The following is a 23,450-nucleotide window of genomic DNA, read 5'->3' on the forward strand; positions in this document are numbered from 1 at the left end:
AAAAACCCATTTCCAGCCGCAGGGTGTCGCGGGCACCTAAGCCAATGGGTTTAATGCCGTGAGCCTGGCCGGCAGCCATTATTTTATTCCAAACATCTAAAGCATACTGGTTGGGTACATAAATTTCGAAGCCGCCCGAACCGGTATACCCGGTAGCCGAAACAATTACGTTGGGCACTCCGGCAAATTCGCCGAGGCTAAAAGTATAATAAGGCATATTGGCCAAGTCCAGGCTGGTTAAAGGTTGTAAAGCCGCTATCGCCAAAGGCCCTTGTACCGCAAACAGCGAAACCTCGTCGGAGATATTTTGCAGTTGAGCACCGCCGGTATTAAACTGGTTTATCCAATCCCAATCTTTCTGAATATTAGAGGCATTTACCACCAGCATATATTCTTCGGGCGCCAGGCAGTACACCAGTAAATCGTCTACAATGCCGCCTTGCGTATTGGGCAGGCAGGAATATTGCACTTTGCCCGGCGTAAGTTTGGCCGCATCGTTAGAAGTTACCCGCTGAATTAAATCCAGGGCAGCTGGTCCTTTTACCAAAAATTCGCCCATGTGCGAAACATCAAAAATGCCCACGGCTTTGCGCACAGTATGGTGCTCGTCTAAATCAGAAGAATAACGCACCGGCATATTATATCCGGCAAAAGGCACCATTCTGGCTCCCAGAGCCACATGCACGTCATTCAGGGTAACTTGCTTTAAATCCATTTAATGTTGTTTAAACCAGTATTGCTGCCGCAAAAGTAATTATTTAACCTGCCACCCAAAAGCGAACAGCCATTATATTTTGCCAGGCGGGTAAATTTAACCCTCTATTGTGGCCTTAAAAATTTGTACAAACGCCGGCCAACCTGTTGGGGCGTAGCCAGAGGTAATCTTCAGAATTTGGCTAAATGTAGGTCGATTTTAAATAACTAAATAGGCTGATACGCTGGTAATACTACTAGTGCACCATTTAACTTGTTCGTTAAACCACAAAAAGCAAAGAGAGAATTTTCTTATTTAATATATTAATTACCAGCTAATTACCAGCAAATATAAATTCTTATTTGGATACCGACCTACAATTAGGTTATTTTTGGCCCTGTATGCGCCTATCTAGTAAACAATTATTTCGGCTGCCCAATCACATGAAAATCTCGGCAAAAATATTTGCCGGCTTTGTACTTATATCTTTACTTTTTACTGCCGTTGTAATTATAAACTATCAACTTTCCGAGAAAGTAATTGAAAATAGCCGTTACGTAGCCCAATCACAAATTGTCGTGCGCAACTCGTCGGCGTTGCAACGCAATATTATTGATATGGAAACCGGGTTGCGGGGTTTCCTGCTTACGGGTAATGAGGCTTTTTTGGAACCTTATATATTGGCCGAAAAACAAATACCCGCCATGTTTGATGAACTGGCCAAAATGGTAATCAACTCCCCGGTACAACGCGAATCTTTGAACCAGGCGCGGGTTCTACACGACCGTTGGCAACGCACTTTTGCCGAAAAATTAATTTCTGAAAAAAGAAGCAGCATCCAAAAGCAGCAAATCGGCATCCAGAACTTACCTAGTGCCAATGAAATAATAAATTTAAAAGGCAAGCGCATGACCGATGATATGCGTCAGTTGTTCCGGTCTTTTAATGCCATTGAATATAAAATACGGGATGCCCGCCGTCTAAAATTAGATAATAGCATTGACCAAACCCGCGAAATATCTACCACGCTTACTATTTTATCTGTTTTATTGGGCTTGGCCTGGGCATATTATATTTCGCGTTTTATTGGCAAGCGCATTCATACCATGGTAAGGCTGGCCAACAAAATTTCACAGGGCGATTATAAAATTCAAATTCGCGATACGGTAAAGGATGAGTTAAGCAACCTGTCGCGGTCTTTAAACAAAATGGCGGCAACCATTCATGCCAATATTACCGAACTGGAAGCCAAAAATATTGAGTTAGACCAGTTTGCTTACGTGGTATCGCACGATTTAAAGGCGCCCTTACGCGGCATCGAGAATGCCTCGCGCTGGATTGAAGAAGATATGGGCAACGATATTCCGGACCACATCCAGGAATATTTGCTTATGATGCGCATACGGGTACACCGCATGGAAAACCTGATTAACGGCATTTTGGCATTGGCCCGGATTGGCCGCGAAAAAGAAGTATTAGATGTGGTAGATGTGCAACAGTTATTAATAGAAACCATTGATATGGTTGCGCCGCCGCCCAACATACAAGTAGCCGTTACCACCGGAATGCCTGTTTTATATACGGTGCGCATACACCTGCAACAAGTATTTTCTAACCTGATAAGCAACGCCATAAAATACCACGATAAACCCACCGGCCACATCCAAATCAGTTGCCAGGATGCCGGCCCGTTTCACCAGTTTTCAGTCGCCGACGATGGCCCCGGCATTGACCCTGATTACCACGAACGAATATTTGTTATTTTCCAGACCCTGCAAGAACGTGATGCCCTGGAAAGCACCGGCGTAGGTTTAGCCATTGTAAAAAAAATAATCCAAAGACAAGGCGGCTCCGTAAGTATAAATTCAAAAGAAGGCGCCGGAGCAACTTTTACTTTTACCTGGCCTAAAAGTCAGGTACCCAACACCCAAACACAAATCCAGCCCTTAAAAGCGTAATTTTTAATTTTTATGAACGACGAAGTCAGTATTTTATTAGTAGAAGACGATTACATGGATGTCCGGAATGTGGAGCGCGAGTTAAAAAAAATAAACGTAAACTTACCTTTACACATTGCCCGTAATGGACGTGAAGCATTGGCTATGCTCCGGGGCGAAGGAATGCCGGCCATTAACCCTTTGCCCAAAGTAGTTATGCTGGATATTAATATGCCTAAAATGAACGGCATTGAATTTTTAACCGAAGTTAGAAGAGACCCGATTTTGCGGGATTTAAATATATTTATCATGACCACCTCTTCCGAAGAAACCGACCGCATGGCCGCTAAAAACCTGAATGTAAGTGGATACATTGAAAAACCCCTCACCTTTGATTCTTTTGGCGGCAAAAGCGGTTCTTCTATCGATAGCTTTAGCTTATTTTTAGATTTATTAAAACTAAAATAACTTACCCGTAAGGTCAGTAAATTATTCCTTAATTTTATCTAATTAAGTTTAGTAAAGGTTGAAATTTCATCTACTTCTTGCCTCTAATTATTTCATCTAGTAACTGCTATTTCCCATAACAGCAAACCAAATAGCCTTTCTCACCCAAATTGGTCATTCAGCAAGAATCTTACCAGTAAGCAATCGATAAGATTCCTCCGGAATTACGGGTGTGGGTAGAATGAATGTCATTATTACCTTCCGGAAACATCTTTGTTCTATTGGGTAATATTAAGCTATGAGCCGGGAGCAAATTTTAATTTGTCTGGTTACCCAGCTTTCCCTGGAGTTTTAATTAGCTTTTCCGGTGAGTGAATTTCTACAACACGGGCACTTGCAGTTAGGTAGGCGTAGCAGCTATTGCTGGCTCGGCGGGTAATAATCGGAAGGTGAGGCGGTGCCAAGGCGATGTGCCGTGCTCCCGGATAGCTTGTCGGTGTTTAGTTGTAGGATAACCAGCATTCTGTTCCCAGCCAAAGTGTGGGTACTCACAGGCCAAAGTTTTCATTAGATCGTCGCGGTACGTTTTGGCCAGCACCGAAGCCGCCGCAATGGAATAATATTTACTATCGCCTTTTACTATGCAGGCGTGCGGTAATGCTTTATAAGGTTTAAACCGGTTACCATCTACAATCAAAAATGTGGGCGTTACGTTTAATTGGCCTACGGCCAGGTGCATGGCAGCAAAAGAGGCATTCGAAATATTTATTATATCAATTTCGGCGGGGGCTACTTCGGCTATGGCCCAACTTACCGCTTCCTTCAATATTTCTTCCCGCAAATGCTCCCGTTGCCGTTTGGTCAGCAATTTAGAATCGGTTAAACTGGCGTGATAATAATCGGGCGGTAATATTACTGCGGCTGCTACCACCGGACCGGCCAGGCATCCTCTACCGGCTTCATCTAAACCGGCTTCTAAAATATTACCACTAAAGTTGGCCGCTAACATTGTTTTCACTTTAAAATCTGGGCTAAATTCTGGTACCCGACTGCGCAATCCAAGTCTGCTACAGCCGCTTTAAGTATTATATATAGAAAAATTTCGGATTTATCCTAAAGTAATTGGTGCAAATCCGGTTCTAATTTATCATATTTAGGGCTTTAAAGTAAAAGAATATTTTTCTGCGCGCCGGATTATTCTCCCCAGAAGAAATTCATTCTAGCTAAAAACCAAAATCCAAACCCAAATGAATACCAAAAACCAAATTGCCCATGGGGTAATACAAAGCCCCGAATTTAAACAACTGGTACGTACCCGGTGGTCAGTTTCGCTGGTTTTAACCTTAATTATGCTGGCGGTATATATTGGTTTTTTACTAGTAGTGGCTTTCGACAAAGAACTGCTGGCGGCCAAAATCAGTCCTAACCTTACCTGGGCTATACCTATTGGGTTAGGCTTAATTGTATTTGCCTGGTTCCTGACCGGTATCTATGTTTTTTGGGCCAACTCTTCTTACGATACGGCGGTGCAAAATCTCAAGCAAAAAGTAAATCATTCTTAAATACTACTTAATAGCTGCTTCTTTATGCTCTTACAAACCACCACTACTGCTGCTTCTACCCTGGGTACTGCCAACCCGGTTTCTATGGCCATGTTTTTCTTGTTTGTGGCCGTTACCTTGTACATTACTTACTGGGCCGCTAAAAAAACCAAAACCGGCTCTGAATTTTATGCGGCCGGCCGCAGTATTTCGGGTTTCCAGAACGGCTTGGCCTTAGCCGGCGATTACATGAGTGCCGCATCTTTTCTGGGCATTGCGGGCATGGTGGCCACCAAAGGCTACGACGGTTTAATTTATTCTATCGGCTTTTTGGTGGGCTGGCCTTTAATTATGTTTTTAATTGCCGAACCGCTCCGCAACTTAGGTAAATATACCTTTGCCGATGTGGTGGCTTTTCGGTTAAAGCAACGCCCCATCCGGATTGTGTCGTCGGTGGGTTCGCTTTTAACCATTGCGTTTTACCTGATTGCCCAGATGGTGGGTGCCGGCGGGTTAATTAAAACCTTGTTTGGCTTGCAGTACGAAATTGCCGTGGTGGTAGTAGGCTGCGTGATGACGTTGTACGTGCTGTTTGGCGGCATGCTGGCTACTACCTGGGTACAAATTATTAAAGCTATTTTATTGCTGAGCGGGGCAACCGTACTGGTATTATTATCGCTCGCTAAATTTGGTTTCAGCCCGGCAAATTTATTTAGCTCCGTTACCCAACAATACGGTGATGCCATGCTGGCCCCGGGCGGATTTATCAGCAATCCGTACGATGCCTTGTCGCTGGGTCTGGCCTTGATGCTGGGTACCGCTGGGCTCCCGCACATTCTGATGCGTTTTTATACCGTACCGGATGCCAAAGCCGCCCGTAAATCGGTGTTTGTAGCTACTGGGTTTATTGGTTACTTTTATTTACTTACTTTTTTAATTGGTTTTGCGGCCATGGCGCTGGTAGGCAAACCAGCCATCGAAAATATTGATAAAGGTGGTAACATGGCGGCGCTTTTACTGGCCGAGCAAACCGGCGGCACGGCTTTTCTGGGCTTTATTGCGGCGGTTGCTTTTGCTACCATTCTGGCGGTAGTGGCCGGTTTAACGCTTTCGGGTGCCTCCAGTATTTCGCACGATTTATACGTGCACGTATTTAAAAATGGCGTATCCGACGAAAAAGGTGAAATAAAAGTAGCGAAACGGGCCACCATTGCGTTGGGTATACTTTCTATTTTACTGGGCCTGGTATTTAAAGGTCAGAACGTGGCATTTATGGTAGGCCTGGCTTTTTCTATTGCGGCCAGTGCTAATTTTCCGGCTTTGCTCATGTCTATTATCTGGAAAAAATTTACTACTCGGGGTGCCGTTTGGAGCATTTTAACCGGGGCAATTTTATCGCTTATTTTAATTGTATTAAGCCCTACTATTTGGGTAGATATTCTGCACAACGAAGAAGCCATTTTTCCTTTAAAAAATCCGGCCCTGGTTTCCATGACATCGGCCTTTTTGGTGGGCATAGTGGTATCGTTGCTGCAACCCGAAGATGCAGCAGCCTTAAAATTCGAAAGCGAAAAGCTCCGGACTTACCTGGGTATTGGTGCCGAATAAACTATTTAAGATCCATAACTATTAGTTCAGCAAAAAATAAATTAAATAAGCGGAGCTGATGCTGGTTCCTGATTTATCATTTTTCTTTATAAAGTATCCTGCTTCCGGCAGAAAAATTATTAAAATAAAACTATTAGAGATCACCCATGAGTTACACCATTAAATCTTACGACGAATACCAACAAGCGTACCAGGAGAGTGTACAAAATCCCGAAGCATTTTGGGCCAATATTGCCGAGCAATTTATCTGGCAGCAGAAATGGGATCGGGTTCTGGATTGGAATTTTGAAGAGCCTAATGTAAAATGGTTTATCAACGGTAAATTAAATATTACCGAAAATTGCTTGGACCGGCATTTAAAAAGCCGGGGCAACAAACTGGCCCTTATTTGGGAACCCAACGATCCAAAAGAACGCTACGTGCGGTTTACGTACCGGGAGTTACACGAAAAGGTGTGCATGGTGGCCAATGTGCTCAAAAACAACGGCGTTAAAAAAGGCGACCGGGTTTGTATTTATATGCCCATGATTCCGGAACTGGCTTTTAGTATACTGGCTTGTGCCCGCATTGGGGCTGTCCATTCGGTAATATTTGCCGGGTTCTCGGCTACCGCTATGGCCGACCGCATAAACGATGCCCAGGCTACGGTAGTACTCACTTCAGATGGCTTAAACCGGGGTGCAAAACAAATACCGGTTAAACGGGTAGTAGACGAAGCTATTACTGAAAACACCAGCGTACAAAAGGTAATTGTGGTAGAACGTACTGGCTGGGCCGTAAACATGGTAGAAGGCCGCGATGTATGGTTGCACGAAGAGCTTTTAAAAGTAGATAAAGATTGCCCCGCCGAAGCAATGGATGCCGAAGATCCGCTCTTTATTCTGTATACTTCCGGCTCTACGGGTAAGCCCAAAGGGGTGGTGCATACCTGCGGTGGTTACATGGTTTATACCGATTATACTTTCCGGAATGTATTTCAGTACCAGGAGAGCGATGTTTACTGGTGTACCGCCGATATAGGTTGGATTACCGGCCACTCGTATTTGCTGTACGGCCCGCTGTTAAGCGGCGCTACCACACTTATGTTTGAAGGCATTCCTACGTTTCCGGATGCGGGTCGTTTCTGGCAGGTGATTGATAAACACGGTGTTAATATTTTCTACACGGCACCTACGGCTATCCGGTCTTTAATGGCGGCCGGCCTCGACCACGTATTATCTTACAGCCTCGACTCCTTAAAAGTACTGGGCTCGGTAGGCGAGCCCATAAACGAAGAAGCCTGGCACTGGTACCACATACACGTAGGTAAAGAACGTTGCCCGGTGGTAGATACCTGGTGGCAAACCGAAACCGGTGGTATTATGCTATCGGCTTTGGCCAATATTAGTCCGCTTAAACCCAGCCACGCTGGCTACCCGCTGCCTGGCATTCAGCCTATTTTAGTAGACCAGAACGGCGAAGAAATAAAAGAAAACGAAGTAGAAGGCTATTTATGCATGAAGTTCCCGTGGCCCAGCATTATCCGGACTACCTACGGCGACCATGAGCGTTGCCGCCTGAGTTACTTTGCTACTTATAAAAACTTATATTTTACCGGCGATGGCGCCAAGCGCGATGCCCAGGGCATGTACCGCATTATTGGCCGCGTAGACGATGTAATTAACGTATCGGGCCACCGGTTTGGTACCGCCGAAATAGAAAATGCTATTAACCAAAATAAACACGTAATTGAAAGTGCGGTTGTTGGTTATCCGCACGATATTAAAGGCCAGGGAATTTACGCCTTTGTTATTTGCAACAGCGACGAAGATCCTTGCAACGACCAATACCTGCGCGACGAAATTATTGAAAGCGTAGTGGCCGAAATTGGCAAAATTGCTAAACCCGATAAAATTCAAATTGTTAGCGGTTTGCCCAAAACCCGGTCGGGTAAAATCATGCGCCGCATTTTGCGCAAAATTGCCGAAGGCGAAACCTCAAACCTAGGCGATACCTCTACCCTGCTGGACCCCAATGTTGTAGATGAAATAATGGCCGGCGCTTTATAAAATTATCGCCACAAAAAACCGGAGTAGCAACCTAACTACTCCGGTTTTTTATTTAAGTGCTGTTGCTCCTATTCTATAAGCAATAATTTACCTGGCCCAACTAAATATTTATTTTTATGCCGGCAAAATACTGGTACGCCCTTGAATATTTCCAGTTATTAAGAGAAAGTACCTGCCCAGGCCATAAACCCCGCAATTATAATTAAATAGAAAAGTAACTGGAGGCTGCCCAATAAAAATCCTGCCCAGGCGTACCCCCTACCCGCATAAAGTTCCGGATTGGCTTTAATGCGTTTCAGGCCTATTTTACTAAGCACCAAGCCCGCAATGGCACTAAAAAATGCCAAAACCAAAAAGCCGCCACCAATACCGGTTAAAGTTAATCCCACTACGTGTAGTAAAACTGCCGCAAAACTCAAAGCAAACCCAATTTTTGCTAATTTATGAACCGGCTTTACAACTGTTGGTTCGTCAGCCGGTTTGTTTTTAATTTTAATCAGCGGTTTTGCCGCAACAAACTTTTGTTTATGAGGATATGATTGAATATCTACCGGCTGCGCCTCGGTTTTGGATGTTACCCGCGAATAGAAAGCAACTGGCTGACGGGTTGTTTTTAAACTAGTTGGCAGAGCAGCCGAAAAGGCAATATTTTCTTCGGCTGCTTGGCTTATAATTACTGGCTGATGGGTTGCTATTGCGCTTAATTTTGCTTTGGCAACAGGCTCAAAACTACCTACTGGTTCTGTAAACTGATAAATGGCTTTCTGAGAACAGCCGGTAATTACCAGTACAATAAAAGGTATAAACCTTAAAAGGTTAAACATCTGGTTAGATCAGTTTTAAGTAAATCTTAAAATTTTTGGTTAAAAAAAGTGTGTAATTAAATAAGTCAAGTTTCCTTAGTTTTAAAACTTCTGACAAGGACAGAAGTTTTCTACAGACCTAAACTCCGCCAATCAGAATATATAAAAAGAAAATTAAGCTATTTATTAAGGCAGACCCCGTAAATAGCAGAAGGGTTGCTCTCTAAAGTTGGAAAGCGACATTATTTTTTATTTCCGTTTTACGCCGGTAGTATTCTGCTATTTTACACCCCTAAACAGTCAAGAAAAGCTGTTTTTATCAGGTAAAGCCGTTAATAAAAATAGCAAAGAATATCAACGCAAAAATTAAAAATAAAATAAATAAAGCACTAACAACCAACCCAATTACAAATCCAGCCAACGCTTTACCTTTACCGGCATATTTTTCGGGATTTGCTTTAATATCATTTAAAGCAATTTTTCCGGTAACAATCGCCCCAATGGCACTTAGTAGCATAATTACACTTAAGGCTCCTATTAAATTAGGTAATAGCAACGATAGGAATAACACCATAAAACTTCCTATCGCTAACGCTAAACTAATTTTAGCCAACTTATGGGTAGGTTTTTGGCCTATGTCGGCCAGCGTTTTTAAGCTTTTCTTAACCAGTAGCTTTTGCACGGGCATTATTAGCGGCAGCCGCTTTACTTCCTTTTTTTCTTTTTGCTTGTAATATTCTACTCCGGTTGCCGGCGGCATTACAACAGCTCGGGGTGCTCTTGGTGTAATTTCTACCGGCAACGTTTCGGTAGAAGCCGTGTAAATTACCGAATCTACCAGAGCGCCCTCCGGCGCCAGGTAAGCTGCCGACGTTAAATTATTAGCTGGTTTAACCTTGGTGGAAGCCGCAAAACTGCCGGTACCCTCCGAAAACTGAAAATAGTTTGGTCGGGCACACCCAAAGCAAAGCATTAAAAAGGTAATAAACAGAGTAAAAGTTTTTCTCATATACGTTTGGGTGCACGGGGCAAAGTACCAGGCATAAACCACTTATTTAAAGCAACTGCTGCCGGAGATTAAACAAGCACTATCGGGGCTTTAATTTAAATTAATTTAGTACTTTAAAAAATATTCTAATAATACTTTCTATATTTCTATTTCTGAAATTCAAATATAAATAATTTTAAATATTAAATAAAATATATATTATCTGATTATTTGCGCCTTGTCTAACTTTTACTTTTATTTCAGGGCGGTAAACTACCATTAGACATCTACACTTAATTATTCACCACTACTAAAAGCTTGACAGAAAAATGGACCAGCGCATTATTAACCTGTATGATGAATACACGCACAAACCGCTAAAACGAGAGGAATTTTTAAAACGCCTGGCACGGTTAACCGGTAGCTTAACGGCCGCCCTTGGTGTATTGCCTTTGTTAGAAGTAAATTACGCCCAGGCGGCTACTGTTACAGAAGATGATAAAGATTTAATTATTGAAGATGTTAGCTGGACCGGCGATGGTGCTACCATGAAAGGCTACCTGGCTCGCCCCAAAAAGTCGGGCAAATTAGGAGCGGTTATGGTTATTCACGAAAACCGGGGCCTGAACCCTCACATAAAAGATGTAACCCGGCGGATGGCCAAAGCAGGTTACCTGGCTTTGGCTCCGGATGCACTGGCCCCGTTTGGCGGCACGCCGGAAAATGAAGATACCGCACGTGAGCTGTTTGGCAAAATTGAAGCGCCCAAAAACCTGAATAATTTTCTCAAAGGCTTAGATTACCTGCGTACCCGTACCGATAGCAACGGCAAAACCGGTTGTGTTGGCTTTTGCTGGGGCGGTGCTTTGGCCAACCAATTAGGGATAAATTCGCCGCAGTTAAAAGCCGCGGTAGCTTATTACGGCCGCCAACCCGATGCCGCCGATGTACCTAAAATTAAAGCCGCGGTACAACTTCATTACGGTGGCCTGGACGAACGGGTAAATGCCGGCATTCCGGCCTACGAAGCCGCCCTAAAAGCAGCCAAAGTTAAATATGAGCTTTACGTGTACGAAGGTGCCCAACACGCTTTTAACAATGATAGTGCTCCCACCCGTTATAATCCCGAAGCGGCCAAACTTGCCTGGGACCGAACCCTGCGCTTATTTAAAGAAACGCTGAGCTAAAAAATGAAGATATCATTTAATCAATTTGCCGTCTTAGCTATAGCTATACGCATTAATCGTTAACTCAATATTTGCCTGGCTGTTGAATTTATTCTAAGCTGATAATACCCTAATTCGTTCAGTTCTGCGCTTAAAGATAATAAGCACCAAGTGAAGTGGTATATGGCACGGGCACGCCTCGCGCGGGGCTTATTTTCCCGGCCTCTGGCCGTTATACACTTGCCCACTGATTATTTTTTAAGAACCATAGCGGCCAGAGGCCGGTAGAAAGCCTCACCAGCGGACACTGGCGAGAGCATTGGATTAAGCGCCCTATCGATTTAATATCGGTATAAATTGTACCGTTCAAAATTAGTATAACAAAAAATTAGCCAAACCGAACCTCCGCTACAATGGCAGGTATTCTGGTTTGGCTAATATAATTATACCAAAGCATTTTAAATCTATTTCTTAGAGGTACTATTCCTATTGATAGAATACCTCCTAAACTTACCATTGGCTAAGAATTTAACTTGTCAGTAACCAGTTTAATTTTTTACCCAATAACTGTAATGCCTGGATGAAATACTTGGTCAATTTTATTTTAGCTGAAATAATTGATTACTATTTGGTACAAAGAGTAATATTCACCCCGCTGCCAGTATTAATTCTGTTCCAGAATTTTAAATAATTCGTCGAGTTTGGGCGTTAAAATTATTTCGGTGCGGCGGTTTAACTGCCGGTTTTCTGTACTATTATTCGCTACAACCGGCAAATATTTAGAATGTCCCGAAGGCGTTACCCTTTCCGGAGTTAATCCGCCGGTAGTTAATATCCGGGCAATTTCGGTAGCGCGCAACACGCTTAAATCCCAGTTATCTTTCATGCCCACGGTGCCTTTGGCAACGGGTACATCGTCGGTGTGGCCTTCAATTAATACATTTACATCGGGTTGGTCTTTTAAGGCGGCGGCCAGTTTTTGTAAGGCATCCTGCCCTTTAGGATCTACTTTGGTACTGCCGGATTTAAATAATAATTGCTCTGATAGTGACACGTATACTTTCCCGTTTTTAACATTTACCGTTAAGTCGCCGGCTTTAAACCCCAATAAAGCATTGCTCACGCGATTTTTTAAATCATTTACCGCCCGATCTTTTTCGGCCAGAATCCGTTGCATTTCCCGTAACTTATCTTCCTGCGTTAGCAAATCGGTACTAAGCTGGTTTACCCGCTGGTTACTGCTTTGCAAGTTGGCTTTTAGCGCCCGTTCGTTCGCATTCTTTTCTTCTTCCAGGGCGGCTTTTTCTTTGGCCAAGGTACTCCGCTGTTCTTCCAGCGCCTCTTTTTCGCGTAGCAAAGTTTCGCGGTTAGCCTGCAAATCGCGGTTTACGGCCAATGCAGCTTCGTACTTCTTCGTCGAAACGCAGGCCCCGTTTGCCAGCAATAAAAAGGCTAAAACCTGAAAATAATATTTACCTGAGTTTTTCATAGTGGTATTTTAAGAACATATTCTGAATAAAAGATAAAATAATTCTAAACCGACCATTTATAAGCCGACCGCAACATTTCATCCGTTTTTGATACATGGCATTTTATCAGCCGCCGGCTTTTTTGGCTTTGTAACCGGCCTGGGTTAGTACCTGTAATATTTTATCCCGGAAATCGCCCTGAATAACTATTTCCCCGTCTTTGGTACTGCCGCCCACCCCACATTTATTTTTCAGGAGTTTACCTAATTCTTTCAGGTCGTCTTCTTGTCCGATAAAACCGGTAACCAAAGTAACCTGTTTGCCAGCACGTGCTTTTTTATCGAGCAAAACCTTTAAATTTTGTTTTTGCGGCGGCAGGGTTTCGGTCTGCTCTGTTCCTTCGTAATTATATTCAAATTCCGGATTGGTAGAATAAACTACTCCCTCCCGTCCTTTCTTATTTTTATCTGCCATTTTATTTTACCGTATTTAATAAAATATTACCGCCAAACCTTTGTATTAAGCGCGCTAATTATTATTTCCTTAAACCTTATATAAAAACTTTGAATATCTTTTAAACTGGTTATACGTAATTTTTATCTGCAAGCCTTAACCAAAATTATTGCCCGTGGGCACCAAAACCTGCAGCGATAAAGGTGCAATGGTAACGTTAAAGTAATTGGCCTCACCCAAAAATTCTCCATCAGCATGAAACTTAAAATTCTCCTGGCTTTTAACCTCTATTTGGGTAGTGGTAAAATATTGCGCGTGGCCCGAGGTAGCAATGCGTTTGGTAATCAGGCCATAGCTCAGGTTTATAGCCTTAGAAATATTTAAATGCCGGATTAAACAAACATCTAAGAGGCCATCGCGAATATCGGCCATGGGAGCAATGTAGGCGTTGTTGCCGTACTGCGAGGCGTTGGCAAAAGCTACTACAAAACAATTGGTATTTAACTGCTGCCCGTTTAAAGTTATATCGGCGTTTTGGGGCTTAAAGCTAAAAAACTCTTGCAGCACCAGGCGTACATAGGTTTGTAAACCGCGTTTTTTATTCTGAGCAAAAACCGAACTGATATGGGCATCGAAACCAATACCGGCCGTACAAAAAAACGGGTGACTGTTGATGGTGCAGGAATCAATGGCGCTTTTATTTCCGGAATTTATAATTTCGATGGCTTTGGGAATTTGCATCGGAATTTGCAAGTGGCGCGCCAGGCCATTGCCCGACCCACGGGGTAAAATAGCCAAGGCTGTTTGCGAATGAATTAACCCGCTGGCCACTTCGTTTACCGTACCATCGCCGCCCACGGCACAAACCACATTTACCCCGTTAGCAGCGGCCTGTTGCGCTATTTCGGTGGCGTGACCGGCATATTGGGTATACACAATGGTCGGCTCCCATTTACGCTCATCTAAATATTGCTCCAGCAGCACAGGCACATTAACCCGTCCATTAGTTCGGCCCGAAATCGGATTTATGACAAATACAATTTTTGTGCGCACGCGAAGAGTATATTTAGAAGAATTTCTGATTAAGAGCTATTTGCCCGAATAATTTATTTGCCTGTATTTCCGGGAATATTATCCGTTAAATTAAGAATATTTTAAAACAAGAAGCTGTTCAGCATTTTATAAATAGGCTGTAACTGCTGCCCTGGCTGGGGATTTTCACCAACCCCTGGTAAAGGCTTTGAAACTGGCGGTAATAACACCCTTAATAGCACCAGATTCCGACAGAAACAGAAATCCGGAACAGCTACTAAACTACGGTCTAAAAAGACAATATTGAGGCACCTGATAATTCATCCGAAATAAATGGAAAAATTTAGCCTGAATACGGCCAGCTTGCTTCCTGCCCCGCAAAATTAGATTAAAACAAAACAGCCCATGCAAGATGGGCCATTTTGTTTTATATCTGGTTAGAAAAATATTAACCAATCCGCTCAATCAAGTCGGCAGCCCGGGCAGAGTAGCCAGACTCGTTGTCGTACCAGCCAACTACTTTTACCAAAGTTTCGCTTACCGAAGTTAATTTAGAATCGAAAATACAAGAGTGGTTATTGCCAACAATGTCAATCGAAACAATCGGGTCGGCGGTGTATTCCAGTATACCTTTAAATTCACCTTCAGCCGCCTTTTTGAAAGCAGCGTTGATTTCTTCTTTAGTGGCTGGGGTCTTTAAAACAGCAGTTAAGTCGGTTAAAGAACCGGTAGGAACGGGCACGCGCATGGCAATACCATCTAATTTACCGTTCAGGTGCGGTAATACCAAACCTACGGCTTTAGCAGCACCAGTAGAAGTAGGCACAATCGATAAAGCAGCGGCACGGGCTCTTCTTAAATCGCTGTGCGGCGCATCGTGCAGGTTTTGGTCTGAAGTGTAAGCGTGTACGGTAGTGATATAACCTTTTTCAATGCCAAAAGCATCGTCTAAAACTTTAGCCATGGGGGCCAAGCAGTTAGTAGTACAAGAAGCGTTCGAAACAATTGTTTCTTCGCCGGTTAAAACATCTTGGTTTACACCCAAAACAACGGTAGGAATATTGCCTTTGGCTGGTGCCGAAATAACTACTTTTTTAGCTCCGGCTTCCAGGTGTCCGCCAGCTCCTTTTTCGTCTACAAACCGGCCGGTAGATTCTAATACTACATCTACGCCTAAACGACCCCAAGGTAAATTTTTAGGTTCTCTTTCGGCAAATACTTCAATGCGCTGGCCGTTTACTGTAATACTGCTTTCGTCGGAAGCCACAGTACCGTTAAATTTACCGTGAACTGAGTCGTATTTTAATAAGTGGGCTAAAGTATTATTATCTGTTAAATCATTGATGCCAACTATTTCGATATTTTCTTTGCGGAGCAATTCCCGGAAAGTAAGTCGACCGATGCGGCCGAAGCCATTAATTGCAACTTTTATTTTTGCCATTTTAATCGATTTTTAATGAATTTATTAAACACTCTTAAACGGGGCGAAGTTATCAATCTATATATACAAATCAAAAAAATTAATTTCTTTCTCTAAATGAGATAGTTGCAAAAAATCATCACTTTTTTCGAAAAAATATTTTGCAGATATAAAATCACCCTCTATATTTGCACCATCAAAACGGAACAAGGACGTCAGATAAACCAAACGGCCCGTTCGTCTAGGGGTTAGGACACCAGATTTTCATTCTGGTAACAGGGGTTCGATTCCCCTACGGGCTACATTAGATTATTTAAAAAACGGCTTAGAAGCAATTCTAAGCCGTTTTTTTATGCCCATGCAGCTTACTTAAGCATAAATATTATTTTTAATTGCCTATTGTTTTACAACTTTGTATAACTTTTATGGATTCATTAGTAACAAATCCCCCTTTTAATAAGGCTTTTTTATTAAAAGTTTTACAAGATTCACTTCAGGTTTTACAAGGTAATTAACGTCCAGATTTCAACTTTGCTATATTTTTGGCTTGCTGTAGGAAGTAATTACAAAATCCCTTTCAATCATGATTTACTTAGAATAAAAAACAATCTTGTTTTAAAATAATCTTACGCACAATCATTATTGATGTAGTAAAGAACCCTAGATGTAAAAATGAAGTGTTTCAATGGTTAAAGAACAAAAGCGTAACGCTACGAATGGTTTTTTATTAGCTATAACAGCAGCCATTCTTTGGGGCGTATCAGGCACCTTTGGCCAATTTCTATTTCAGAAAAGAGGGATTAACCCTGAATGGTTGGTAACAGTAAGACTTCTTATTTCAGGAACAATCCTTCTGATAATGGCCAGCACAGATAAACCCAAAGCATTATGGCATATCTGGAAAGTGAAAAAGGATGCCTGTCAACTGCTATTGTTTGGCATATTCGGGATGCTGGCGGTCCAATACACCTATTTTGCCGCCATCAAGCATTCTAATGCTGCCACCGCTACCATATTGCAATACGCCGGGCCAGCACTTATTGCTGTATACTTAGCTATACAAAAAAGAAGATGGCCTCGAAATACTGAAATCCTGGCCATCCTTTTAGCTATTACTGGAACCTTCTTGCTGGTTACGCACGGCAGTTTTAGAGGTCTTTCCATCTCTAATTGGGCTTTGTTTTGGGGAATTGCATCGGCAGTTGCTTTAGCCTTTTACAGCTTACAACCTATAAACTTATTGAGGCGTTATCCTGCCATTATCGTGATAGGATGGAGTATGTTGATAGGTGGCGTTTTTTCAAGCAGCATCCATGCGCCCTGGATAGTAGGTGGACAATGGGATATTTACACCTATTTAAGTACCGCCTTTATTATATTATTCGCCACACTGGTTGCCTTCTATGCCTATTTAACGGCAGTGAAAATAATTGGAGCGCAAAAGGCCAGTTTACTGGCATCAGCAGAGCCGCTCTCAGCTACAGTTTTATCGGTTTTGTGGCTACAAGTTCCGTTTACGGCCATGGATTGGATTGGTAGTTTCTTCATCGTAGCCACAATATTTCTACTGACCAGCACAAAAGAAGTAAAAGCTAAAAAGCTTGAATCTCTGAATTCAATTTAGTTTTATAGGATAGTGTACTAGAAGTAAGGATGGCATAAATAGAGAAAAGACAATGAGGAGCAGTATTCGTAAAGAAGGAGTCGCCAAACTTCTAATCTATGCACAAATGTCCTCATTGCCAGAGCGTAAAAATAGTTAAAAATGGAAAAAGCTGGTATGGTAAGCAAAAGTATAAATGTAGAAATTGTAAAAGGCAAGTGGTGGAAAGAAAACTAACTGTTGGAATGGAGAAAGAAGAGTTGCTCCAGCGCTTGCTTTTAGAGCGAGTATCCTTGCGAGCCATTGCCCGGGTATTGCAGGTAAGCTTAGGCTGGTTAATTCCCCGTGTCCAACAGCTTTGGCAACAAGTAGCCCAAGAGTTGTCGCTAGGCAAGCTAGAGCAGGCAGAAATAGCTTTGTATTGTTTGGAAGCTGATGAGATGTGGAGTTATGTAGGAGCCAAAGATTGTCCGGTATGGCTGTGGTTGGCCGTAGAAAGAAGAACTGGCTTAGTAGTAGGCTTTCATATAGGAGAAAGAAACCAGGAAAGTGCTTTAGGGTTATGGTTGAGCATACCAGAAGCTCTGCGGGAAAAAGCGGTGGTGTTTACCGATGATTTAGCTGCTTATGCCGCTGTGTTCCAGAAAGGGCAACACCAGACCGAAGGCAAAAAGCAGACTACTAAGATAGAAAGGCTCAACAACACTTTACGCCAGCGGTGTAGTAGACTGGTGAAAAAAACGCTCTCTTTCTCCAAATCCTGGCAGAATCACTACTTTGCTATCCGTTTCTTGCTGGTTAAGCTTAATCTTCAAAAATTGGCAAATAATCCATCCTTACTTTAAATACACTACCCCCAAACGCAAATACTTATAGGAGTAAATACAATGCATCATTCCTTAACCATGAGCTAATTTTCTATAAAAATTTCTTTGACACTGTAATTGGTAAACCCCTGGATATACAACAAAGAACGTCCATTATTCAGGATGAAGATGCTAATTTAGCAATCGCTGGTGCTGGTTCAGGTAAAACCACTGCCATAGTAGGTAAGGTTAAATATGTAGTTGACCGCTATACAACAGACCCAAGTAATATCTTACTTATTTCCTTTACCAAGAAATCAGCCTCAGACCTGGCTACACGAGTAAATGTGGAAGGGATAATAGCCAATATTAAATTTATATTGTCTAAAATGAAGCTGCCTTTAAAATTGTATTAAAAATACAATCTCAAAGGCAGTCTTGTTGTTAATATCTGAGGCTTATATTAATATCCGGGGTTTTGCTCTAACACGTTACTACCCGAAAGAGCTTGCTGGGGCACCGGAAAACGGTTTAAATGACTAGAACCGGACGGCGCATGATCCCACCAAGCTTCGGTGGTAAACTTGTTCCATCTAACCAAATCGGTACGTCTTCTGCCCTCGCCCAGGAATTCAATTCCCCATTCATCCAGCATGCGGTATTCATCGAGGTTGGCTGCGGTAGCCGGGTTCGGGTCCTGCTGGTTCGGGAAATTGCGTTTTCTTACCTGGTTAATTAAATCGGCGGCCGCCTCTTTGTCGCCGGCCCGCATTTTGCATTCGGCCAACATGTAATAAATTTCGGCCAAACGAATTACGGCATGGTCGGCACCCCAACGCAAAGATAAGTCGGCACTACTCGGAATAGGCGTTTTTACCAACCGTACGCCGCTATTTTCTTCGCCCTGCGATACTTTGGATGGCAATTGCGCTACGGTTGCATATCTTTTGCCGGGCCCAACTTCAGAAAAACGCCCTACTTGGTCTACCAGGTTAATTAATCTGTTGCGGTATTCCTGGGTACCAACTACTTGTTTACCGGTAATCGGCGATATTTGGTCGCCAACCAGGAACATTCCCTCGTACCTACCGCCGCCTAAATATTTATAAGGCCGTTTTCTGTAGTCGCCGTCGTCAAATTTCTCGTAAGGCGAGCCCAGTTTAAACTCTGTTTTATACAAGGTATTATCGGGCCGGCGCGAAGGTTGTAAATGGAACCCATTGTTGGCACCCATGTCTACATCAAAATATACGCGGGAGTTGTAGTGATAAAAATTGGCATAAAACCAGTTGTACTCCAGCTTGGTCATCTGCGACGGCATATTCCAGATAGTTTCGGGCGATTCGTCGTTATAAAAATCAAACGGCCCGAACCAATCTCTATCTAAAGCATATTGCCCATATTTGTTAGCGATAATATCCTGGCAGATTTGGGCACACTCGGCGTACATGGGTTTGCCAATATACGCCTCGGCATTAAAATATAATTGCGCCAACATGGCCGCAGCTGTTGCCTGCTTAATGGCTCCTTCTTCTTTTTCGCCGCTTTTTTTCATAGGCAGCTTCGGGATAGATTCCTTTAACAGCGTTTCAATGTGGTTAAAGGTTTCCTGGGCGGTACTACGAGGTACGTTACTCTGGCTTAACGATGTAAAAATAGGCATCCCGCCAAAAAAGTCGAGGCCGCGTAGGTAAAAGTAGGCAGTAAGGGTATTTAACTGGTTTAGATGGTCGTCTTTGGTAGCCTGCGACAGGGCAAACTTAGCGTAATCCAGCTTTTCCAGGTCATTCTTAGTATCCAGTGCCAGCGAAACGCCCATGAGGGTACCCCGCCAGGTATCCCAGATAAATCCGTCTTCGGGCGTCCATTTGTGGTATAAAAAACGCTCAAATACGCCGCCATTATACCAGTGCGGCCCTTTGGTGGTGGTAATAAACTGATCGGCCGAAAACTCCTGAATACGCCAGCGGTCGTTGATAACGTACCAACGGGCATGGGTAAATGGCCGGTACAAAGCCGATTTAATATTCAGTTCGCTTTGGTAAAAGGTTTCCGGAACTACCTGATCGTACCATTTTTCATCTAAATTGGTACAGCTTAGCATACTGCCTAAAAAAACAGCAGCAAAAGCGGTATATATTTTCTTTTTCATTATTTAGTCTTAAAAATTAGCTTGAATACCTAAAGTAAAGCTTCTGGTTTTTGGATAAACATCGCGTTCTTCAAAGCCAGGTTCTAACCCGTTAATGTTAACCTCGGGATCCAGGCCTGAATATTTGGTAAAGGTAAACAGATCCCGGCCGCTTAAATACACGCGTAAACTCTTCACGGCTTTAAGCCTTTGCGCGTTAAAGGTGTATCCCAGGGTAGCCACATCTAGTTTTACAAAATCGCCTTTTTCCAGCCAGTAATCGCTCAGTTCTTTTTCGCCTTTAATATTTTTATGTTCCTGAATGGCTGGTTTCAGGTAATTCTGACCTTTTACGTTGGGCAAACTGTAGTACATGTTTACCATATTAAACACATCGTGGCCAATCCAGCTACGCATATACACGTTTAAATCAAAGTTTTTGTAATTTAAAGAGTGGTTCCACGACAGGATTACTTTGGGAATAGCATTGCCTACAAATTGCTTATCGGCTACGGTTTTAGAACGCTTGGTTACATCAAAAGCATTGCCGTCTTTGTCGTACAACATCCAGTTGCCATCGTCGGTAAAGCCGGCAAACTTCCAAACATAAAATTTACCAATATTCTGGCCGGGATAAAGCCGCACCGCTGTACCTGGGCTACCGGGAGCCGGGAAGCTTTTACGGTCCCACCAGGTTTGGCTACCCCACAGCGATACTAGTGTATTTTTGTTGCTGGATGCCAACAAAGAAGTAGAATAATTAAAATCTCCTTTGCTGTAAGCATTCCAGGTTATGTCCATTTCAATGCCGCGGTTGCGCAGGCTACCTACGTTCATGGTGGTTTTGTCGTGAATGGCCGGTGGTTGGGCTACCGAAATATCGTAAATCAGGTTATCGCTGGTGCGTTGGTAAACATCAAACTTACCGGTCAGCTTAGCATTAAAGAGCGAGAAATCGAAACCAATATTTATTTCTTTTTTGGTTTCCCATTCCAGGTCGAGGTTTTGGTTATGCGCAACGCCAAACGTTCTTACCCACTGGCCGTTTACTACCCACCAGGTATCGGCTCTATACATCCGGGAAGATACCCCGGCCGAGAAACCTTCGTTACCGGTAACGCCGTAGCCCCCGCGCAGCTTTAGTTCATCCACAAAAGTAAGTGGTTTCATAAAAGCTTCGTCGGAAACGCGCCAGCCCACCGAAACGGCCGGGAAAGATCCCCACCGGTTGCCCGCGGCAAACTTAGACGAGCCTTCTTGCCGGATACTGGCCGTAAGAAGATAGCGATCTTTAAAGGAATAATTTACCCGTCCAAAAAATGCTATCAGCCGGATGCGAGGGTTTTTCCAGGAATCGAGACTGGCCCGGCCATTGGTTAAGAAAGAACCGGTATTCATGTCGTGCTCATGCAAACCATCTACCGGAAAGTCCTGGTTTTCGGCCGAGAAGCCTTGACCGTTAAACTCCTGGAAGCTGTAACCACCCACCGCTTTAACTGAATGCTGGCCAAAAGAATTGTTGTAAGCAGTTAACCATTCAAAAGTTTTATCGAACCATTTGCTGTAACCCTGGCTGGCAAAACCACTTATGCCTTGCTCGCGGGACGTTTTATGCTGCGACGACCGCCAGTAAGTAGGATGCTGGGAATTACTTTTAGTAGCAACCATGGCCGAAGTATACCAGTTTTTGGTAAGGTTGTATTTAAACGTTACGTTAGCCAGCAGGTACTTATATTGGTTACGGTCGGTTCTCAGGTTAATATCGGCTACTGGGTTGTAATATTCACTACCGCCGGTCCAGACGTTATAGCCCGTTACATCCTGGCTGTTGTAAGGGGTTTCGGTAGGGTTCAGCTTCAGGGCCATGTTAAAAATACCGTTGCTCGAGAAATTGGTATTTACATTCGTGAAGCTGGAGGTACCAATAATTTCGGCTTTTCCGTCTAAAAATTTAAAATTAGCGTTCAGGCGACCGCCTATTTCTTCTCTATCCGAGCCAATGGCAATACCTTCGGCTTTGCGGGTAAATAAAGAGGCATACACCTTAGCTGTTTCGCTACCACCCGATAAGGTAACTACGTGGCGGTGGCTAATAGGCTTTTGTTTTACCACTTCTTTAAACCAATCGGTCCGGTGCCCCATATCCTCTCCTAAACCGGCACCCAGAAATTCTTCTGCCGTTAAGGTTTCGGCACGTCTTCTAATGGTTTCAGTTGATACTTCGCCGCTGTACGACACACTAGCTGCGCCCGCCTTGGCCGATTTAGTGGTAATTAAAATAACGCCGCCGGAAGCCCGGGTACCGTAAATGGCGGCTGCCGAGGCATCTTTTAATATATCAATCGACTGAATATCTTCCCGGGCCACGGAATTAATATCGCCACCCGGTACGCCGTCAATTACAATAAGCGGGCCTTGCGATGCATTTACCGAATTTGCTCCCCGCAACTGCACCGATACGCCGGCATTGGGGTCGGAACCATTGGTAGATACCACACTTAAACCGGGCACTTTGCCCTGAATACCCATTAGAGGGTTGGTCACAAAACCCGGAATAATATCGCTGCTTTTCAGGGAAGTGATAGAACTGGTTACTTCCTTTTTATCTAAGGTGCCATAGCCAACTACCACTACTTCCTGTAAACTGGCAATATCTTCTCGCATCACAATATTCAATTTCGATTGGTTATTTACCACTACTTCCTGCTTAACAAAACCAATCATCGAGAAAATTAACGTGCTGCCTTCGGGTACCACAATCGAAAAAGAGCCGTCGGGGTTAGTAGTGGTACCGTTTGTTGTGCCTTTTACTACCACCGTAACCCCTGGTAACCCTGCACCTTTTGCATCTTTTACCAAGCCATTTATGGTTACATCGGCTACCAAAATATTACCGGCAGCACTAGAAACAGAAATTTCAGGTTTTATTTTTTTAACGATAATATGCTTCTGCTCTTCCTGGCATTCATAAGAAAGATTTTCTAGAATAACCCGTACTTTCTCGTTGCTGAAAGAACGATTCGGTAACAACTTTTGGCTCTCAATATTATCAGGGTTATAAACAAAATTAAGTTTGGTTTTAACCTCAATTTCGGACAGTAACTGGGTAATTGTTTTTCCGGCAGTATTAATACTAATGATGGATCTTTCTAATTCCTGGGCAGCGGTTTTATTTGCCAGCAGGAAACCCGATGAAAAACAAACAAGCAATAAGGTGTACAGAATTCTCCTGATAACGGCATAGCACCCGGAAAATCTGCCCTGTAAATGTATTTGCATAAATTAACTTTTTAGATTTAACTTT

Annotated in this window: 19 protein-coding genes and 1 tRNA gene; 10 read left to right on the forward strand and 10 right to left on the reverse strand. The window is 43.2% G+C overall.

The genetic code is table 11. The annotated features are described in order from the left end of the window. Positions 1-715 (reverse strand): glycine cleavage system aminomethyltransferase GcvT (gene gcvT, locus ACO1R6_RS19975; RefSeq protein WP_486266873.1); only part of this gene is annotated, 715 nt, incomplete at its 3' end. Between the two features lie 422 nt (positions 716-1,137). On the opposite strand from gcvT, the gene ACO1R6_RS19980 reads away from it, so the two are divergent. After that, positions 1,138-2,652 carry a sensor histidine kinase gene (locus ACO1R6_RS19980; protein WP_486266874.1) on the forward strand — a complete coding sequence of 505 codons (1,515 nt, stop codon included), beginning with the start codon at positions 1,138-1,140 and terminating at the stop codon, positions 2,650-2,652. Positions 2,653-2,664: 12 nt separating this feature from the next. Beyond that, a complete protein-coding gene (locus tag ACO1R6_RS19985; RefSeq protein ID WP_486266875.1) occupies positions 2,665-3,099 on the forward strand; it encodes a response regulator in 435 nt (144 codons plus the stop codon). 379 nt (positions 3,100-3,478) lie between these two features. On the opposite strand, the gene ACO1R6_RS19990 is transcribed toward ACO1R6_RS19985, so the two are convergent. After that, entirely contained in the window at positions 3,479-4,087 is a 609-nt protein-coding gene (locus tag ACO1R6_RS19990) for a ribonuclease HII (protein ID WP_486266895.1), read from the reverse strand. Positions 4,088-4,325: 238 nt separating this feature from the next. On the opposite strand from ACO1R6_RS19990, the gene ACO1R6_RS19995 reads away from it, so the two are divergent. From ACO1R6_RS19995 to acs, 3 genes are all read left to right on the forward strand, one after another. Next, positions 4,326-4,640 carry a DUF485 domain-containing protein gene (locus tag ACO1R6_RS19995; protein ID WP_486266876.1) on the forward strand — a complete coding sequence of 105 codons (315 nt, stop codon included), beginning with the start codon at positions 4,326-4,328 and terminating at the stop codon, positions 4,638-4,640. A 24-nt stretch (positions 4,641-4,664) separates the two neighbouring features. After that, the gene (locus ACO1R6_RS20000) at positions 4,665-6,227 is read left to right on the forward strand and encodes a sodium:solute symporter family transporter (RefSeq protein ID WP_486266877.1); all 1,563 of its coding nucleotides are present in this window, start codon (positions 4,665-4,667) and stop codon (positions 6,225-6,227) included. Positions 6,228-6,373: 146 nt separating this feature from the next. Then, on the forward strand, positions 6,374-8,275 hold the full coding sequence (acs, locus tag ACO1R6_RS20005; RefSeq protein ID WP_486266878.1) for an acetate--CoA ligase: 1,902 nt from the start codon (positions 6,374-6,376) through the stop codon (positions 8,273-8,275). A 158-nt stretch (positions 8,276-8,433) separates the two neighbouring features. On the opposite strand, the gene ACO1R6_RS20010 is transcribed toward acs, so the two are convergent. Both ACO1R6_RS20010 and ACO1R6_RS20015 read right to left on the reverse strand, forming a co-directional pair. Then, positions 8,434-9,099: a DUF4190 domain-containing protein gene (locus ACO1R6_RS20010; protein WP_486266879.1), complete on the reverse strand. Its 666-nt coding sequence runs from the start codon at positions 9,097-9,099 to the stop codon at positions 8,434-8,436. A gap of 298 nt (positions 9,100-9,397) precedes the next feature. After that, positions 9,398-10,087: a DUF4190 domain-containing protein gene (locus ACO1R6_RS20015; protein ID WP_486266880.1), complete on the reverse strand. Its 690-nt coding sequence runs from the start codon at positions 10,085-10,087 to the stop codon at positions 9,398-9,400. A gap of 308 nt (positions 10,088-10,395) precedes the next feature. Here ACO1R6_RS20015 and ACO1R6_RS20020 point away from each other — a divergent pair, with 308 nt between their 5' ends. Then, positions 10,396-11,253 carry a dienelactone hydrolase family protein gene (locus ACO1R6_RS20020; RefSeq protein ID WP_486266881.1) on the forward strand — a complete coding sequence of 286 codons (858 nt, stop codon included), beginning with the start codon at positions 10,396-10,398 and terminating at the stop codon, positions 11,251-11,253. A 643-nt stretch (positions 11,254-11,896) separates the two neighbouring features. Here the strand turns inward: ACO1R6_RS20020 and ACO1R6_RS20025 are convergent. The 4 genes from ACO1R6_RS20025 to gap all read right to left on the reverse strand — a co-directional run bounded on the left by ACO1R6_RS20025 (position 11,897) and on the right by gap (position 15,627). Next, complete coding sequence (locus ACO1R6_RS20025; protein WP_486266882.1) at positions 11,897-12,721, reverse strand: OmpA family protein; 825 nt, start codon at positions 12,719-12,721, stop codon at positions 11,897-11,899. A 106-nt stretch (positions 12,722-12,827) separates the two neighbouring features. Continuing rightward, the gene (locus ACO1R6_RS20030; RefSeq protein WP_486266883.1) at positions 12,828-13,175 is read right to left on the reverse strand and encodes a translation initiation factor; all 348 of its coding nucleotides are present in this window, start codon (positions 13,173-13,175) and stop codon (positions 12,828-12,830) included. A gap of 135 nt (positions 13,176-13,310) precedes the next feature. Then, entirely contained in the window at positions 13,311-14,207 is an 897-nt protein-coding gene (locus ACO1R6_RS20035; protein WP_486266884.1) for a diacylglycerol/lipid kinase family protein, read from the reverse strand. Positions 14,208-14,634: 427 nt separating this feature from the next. Continuing rightward, positions 14,635-15,627, reverse strand: a complete 993-nt coding sequence (gap, locus tag ACO1R6_RS20040; protein WP_486266885.1) for a type I glyceraldehyde-3-phosphate dehydrogenase — start codon at positions 15,625-15,627, stop codon at positions 14,635-14,637. A gap of 209 nt (positions 15,628-15,836) precedes the next feature. On the opposite strand from gap, the gene ACO1R6_RS20045 reads away from it, so the two are divergent. The 4 genes from ACO1R6_RS20045 to ACO1R6_RS20060 all read left to right on the forward strand — a co-directional run bounded on the left by ACO1R6_RS20045 (position 15,837) and on the right by ACO1R6_RS20060 (position 18,431). After that, positions 15,837-15,908, forward strand: a tRNA-Glu gene (locus ACO1R6_RS20045). Between the two features lie 383 nt (positions 15,909-16,291). After that, positions 16,292-17,230: a DMT family transporter gene (locus ACO1R6_RS20050; RefSeq protein WP_486266886.1), complete on the forward strand. Its 939-nt coding sequence runs from the start codon at positions 16,292-16,294 to the stop codon at positions 17,228-17,230. Positions 17,231-17,328: 98 nt separating this feature from the next. Continuing rightward, a complete protein-coding gene (locus ACO1R6_RS20055; RefSeq protein ID WP_486266887.1) occupies positions 17,329-18,054 on the forward strand; it encodes an IS1 family transposase in 726 nt (241 codons plus the stop codon). Between the two features lie 116 nt (positions 18,055-18,170). After that, complete coding sequence (locus ACO1R6_RS20060; protein ID WP_486266896.1) at positions 18,171-18,431, forward strand: UvrD-helicase domain-containing protein; 261 nt, start codon at positions 18,171-18,173, stop codon at positions 18,429-18,431. A gap of 47 nt (positions 18,432-18,478) precedes the next feature. Here the strand turns inward: ACO1R6_RS20060 and ACO1R6_RS20065 are convergent, their stop codons facing one another. Beyond that, positions 18,479-20,167: a RagB/SusD family nutrient uptake outer membrane protein gene (locus ACO1R6_RS20065; protein WP_486266888.1), complete on the reverse strand. Its 1,689-nt coding sequence runs from the start codon at positions 20,165-20,167 to the stop codon at positions 18,479-18,481. Between the two features lie 9 nt (positions 20,168-20,176). Beyond that, the gene (locus ACO1R6_RS20070; protein WP_486266889.1) at positions 20,177-23,425 is read right to left on the reverse strand and encodes a SusC/RagA family TonB-linked outer membrane protein; all 3,249 of its coding nucleotides are present in this window, start codon (positions 23,423-23,425) and stop codon (positions 20,177-20,179) included. Positions 23,426-23,450 lie beyond the last annotated feature (25 nt).

The sequence above is a fragment of the Adhaeribacter sp. genome, assembly GCF_057359045.1.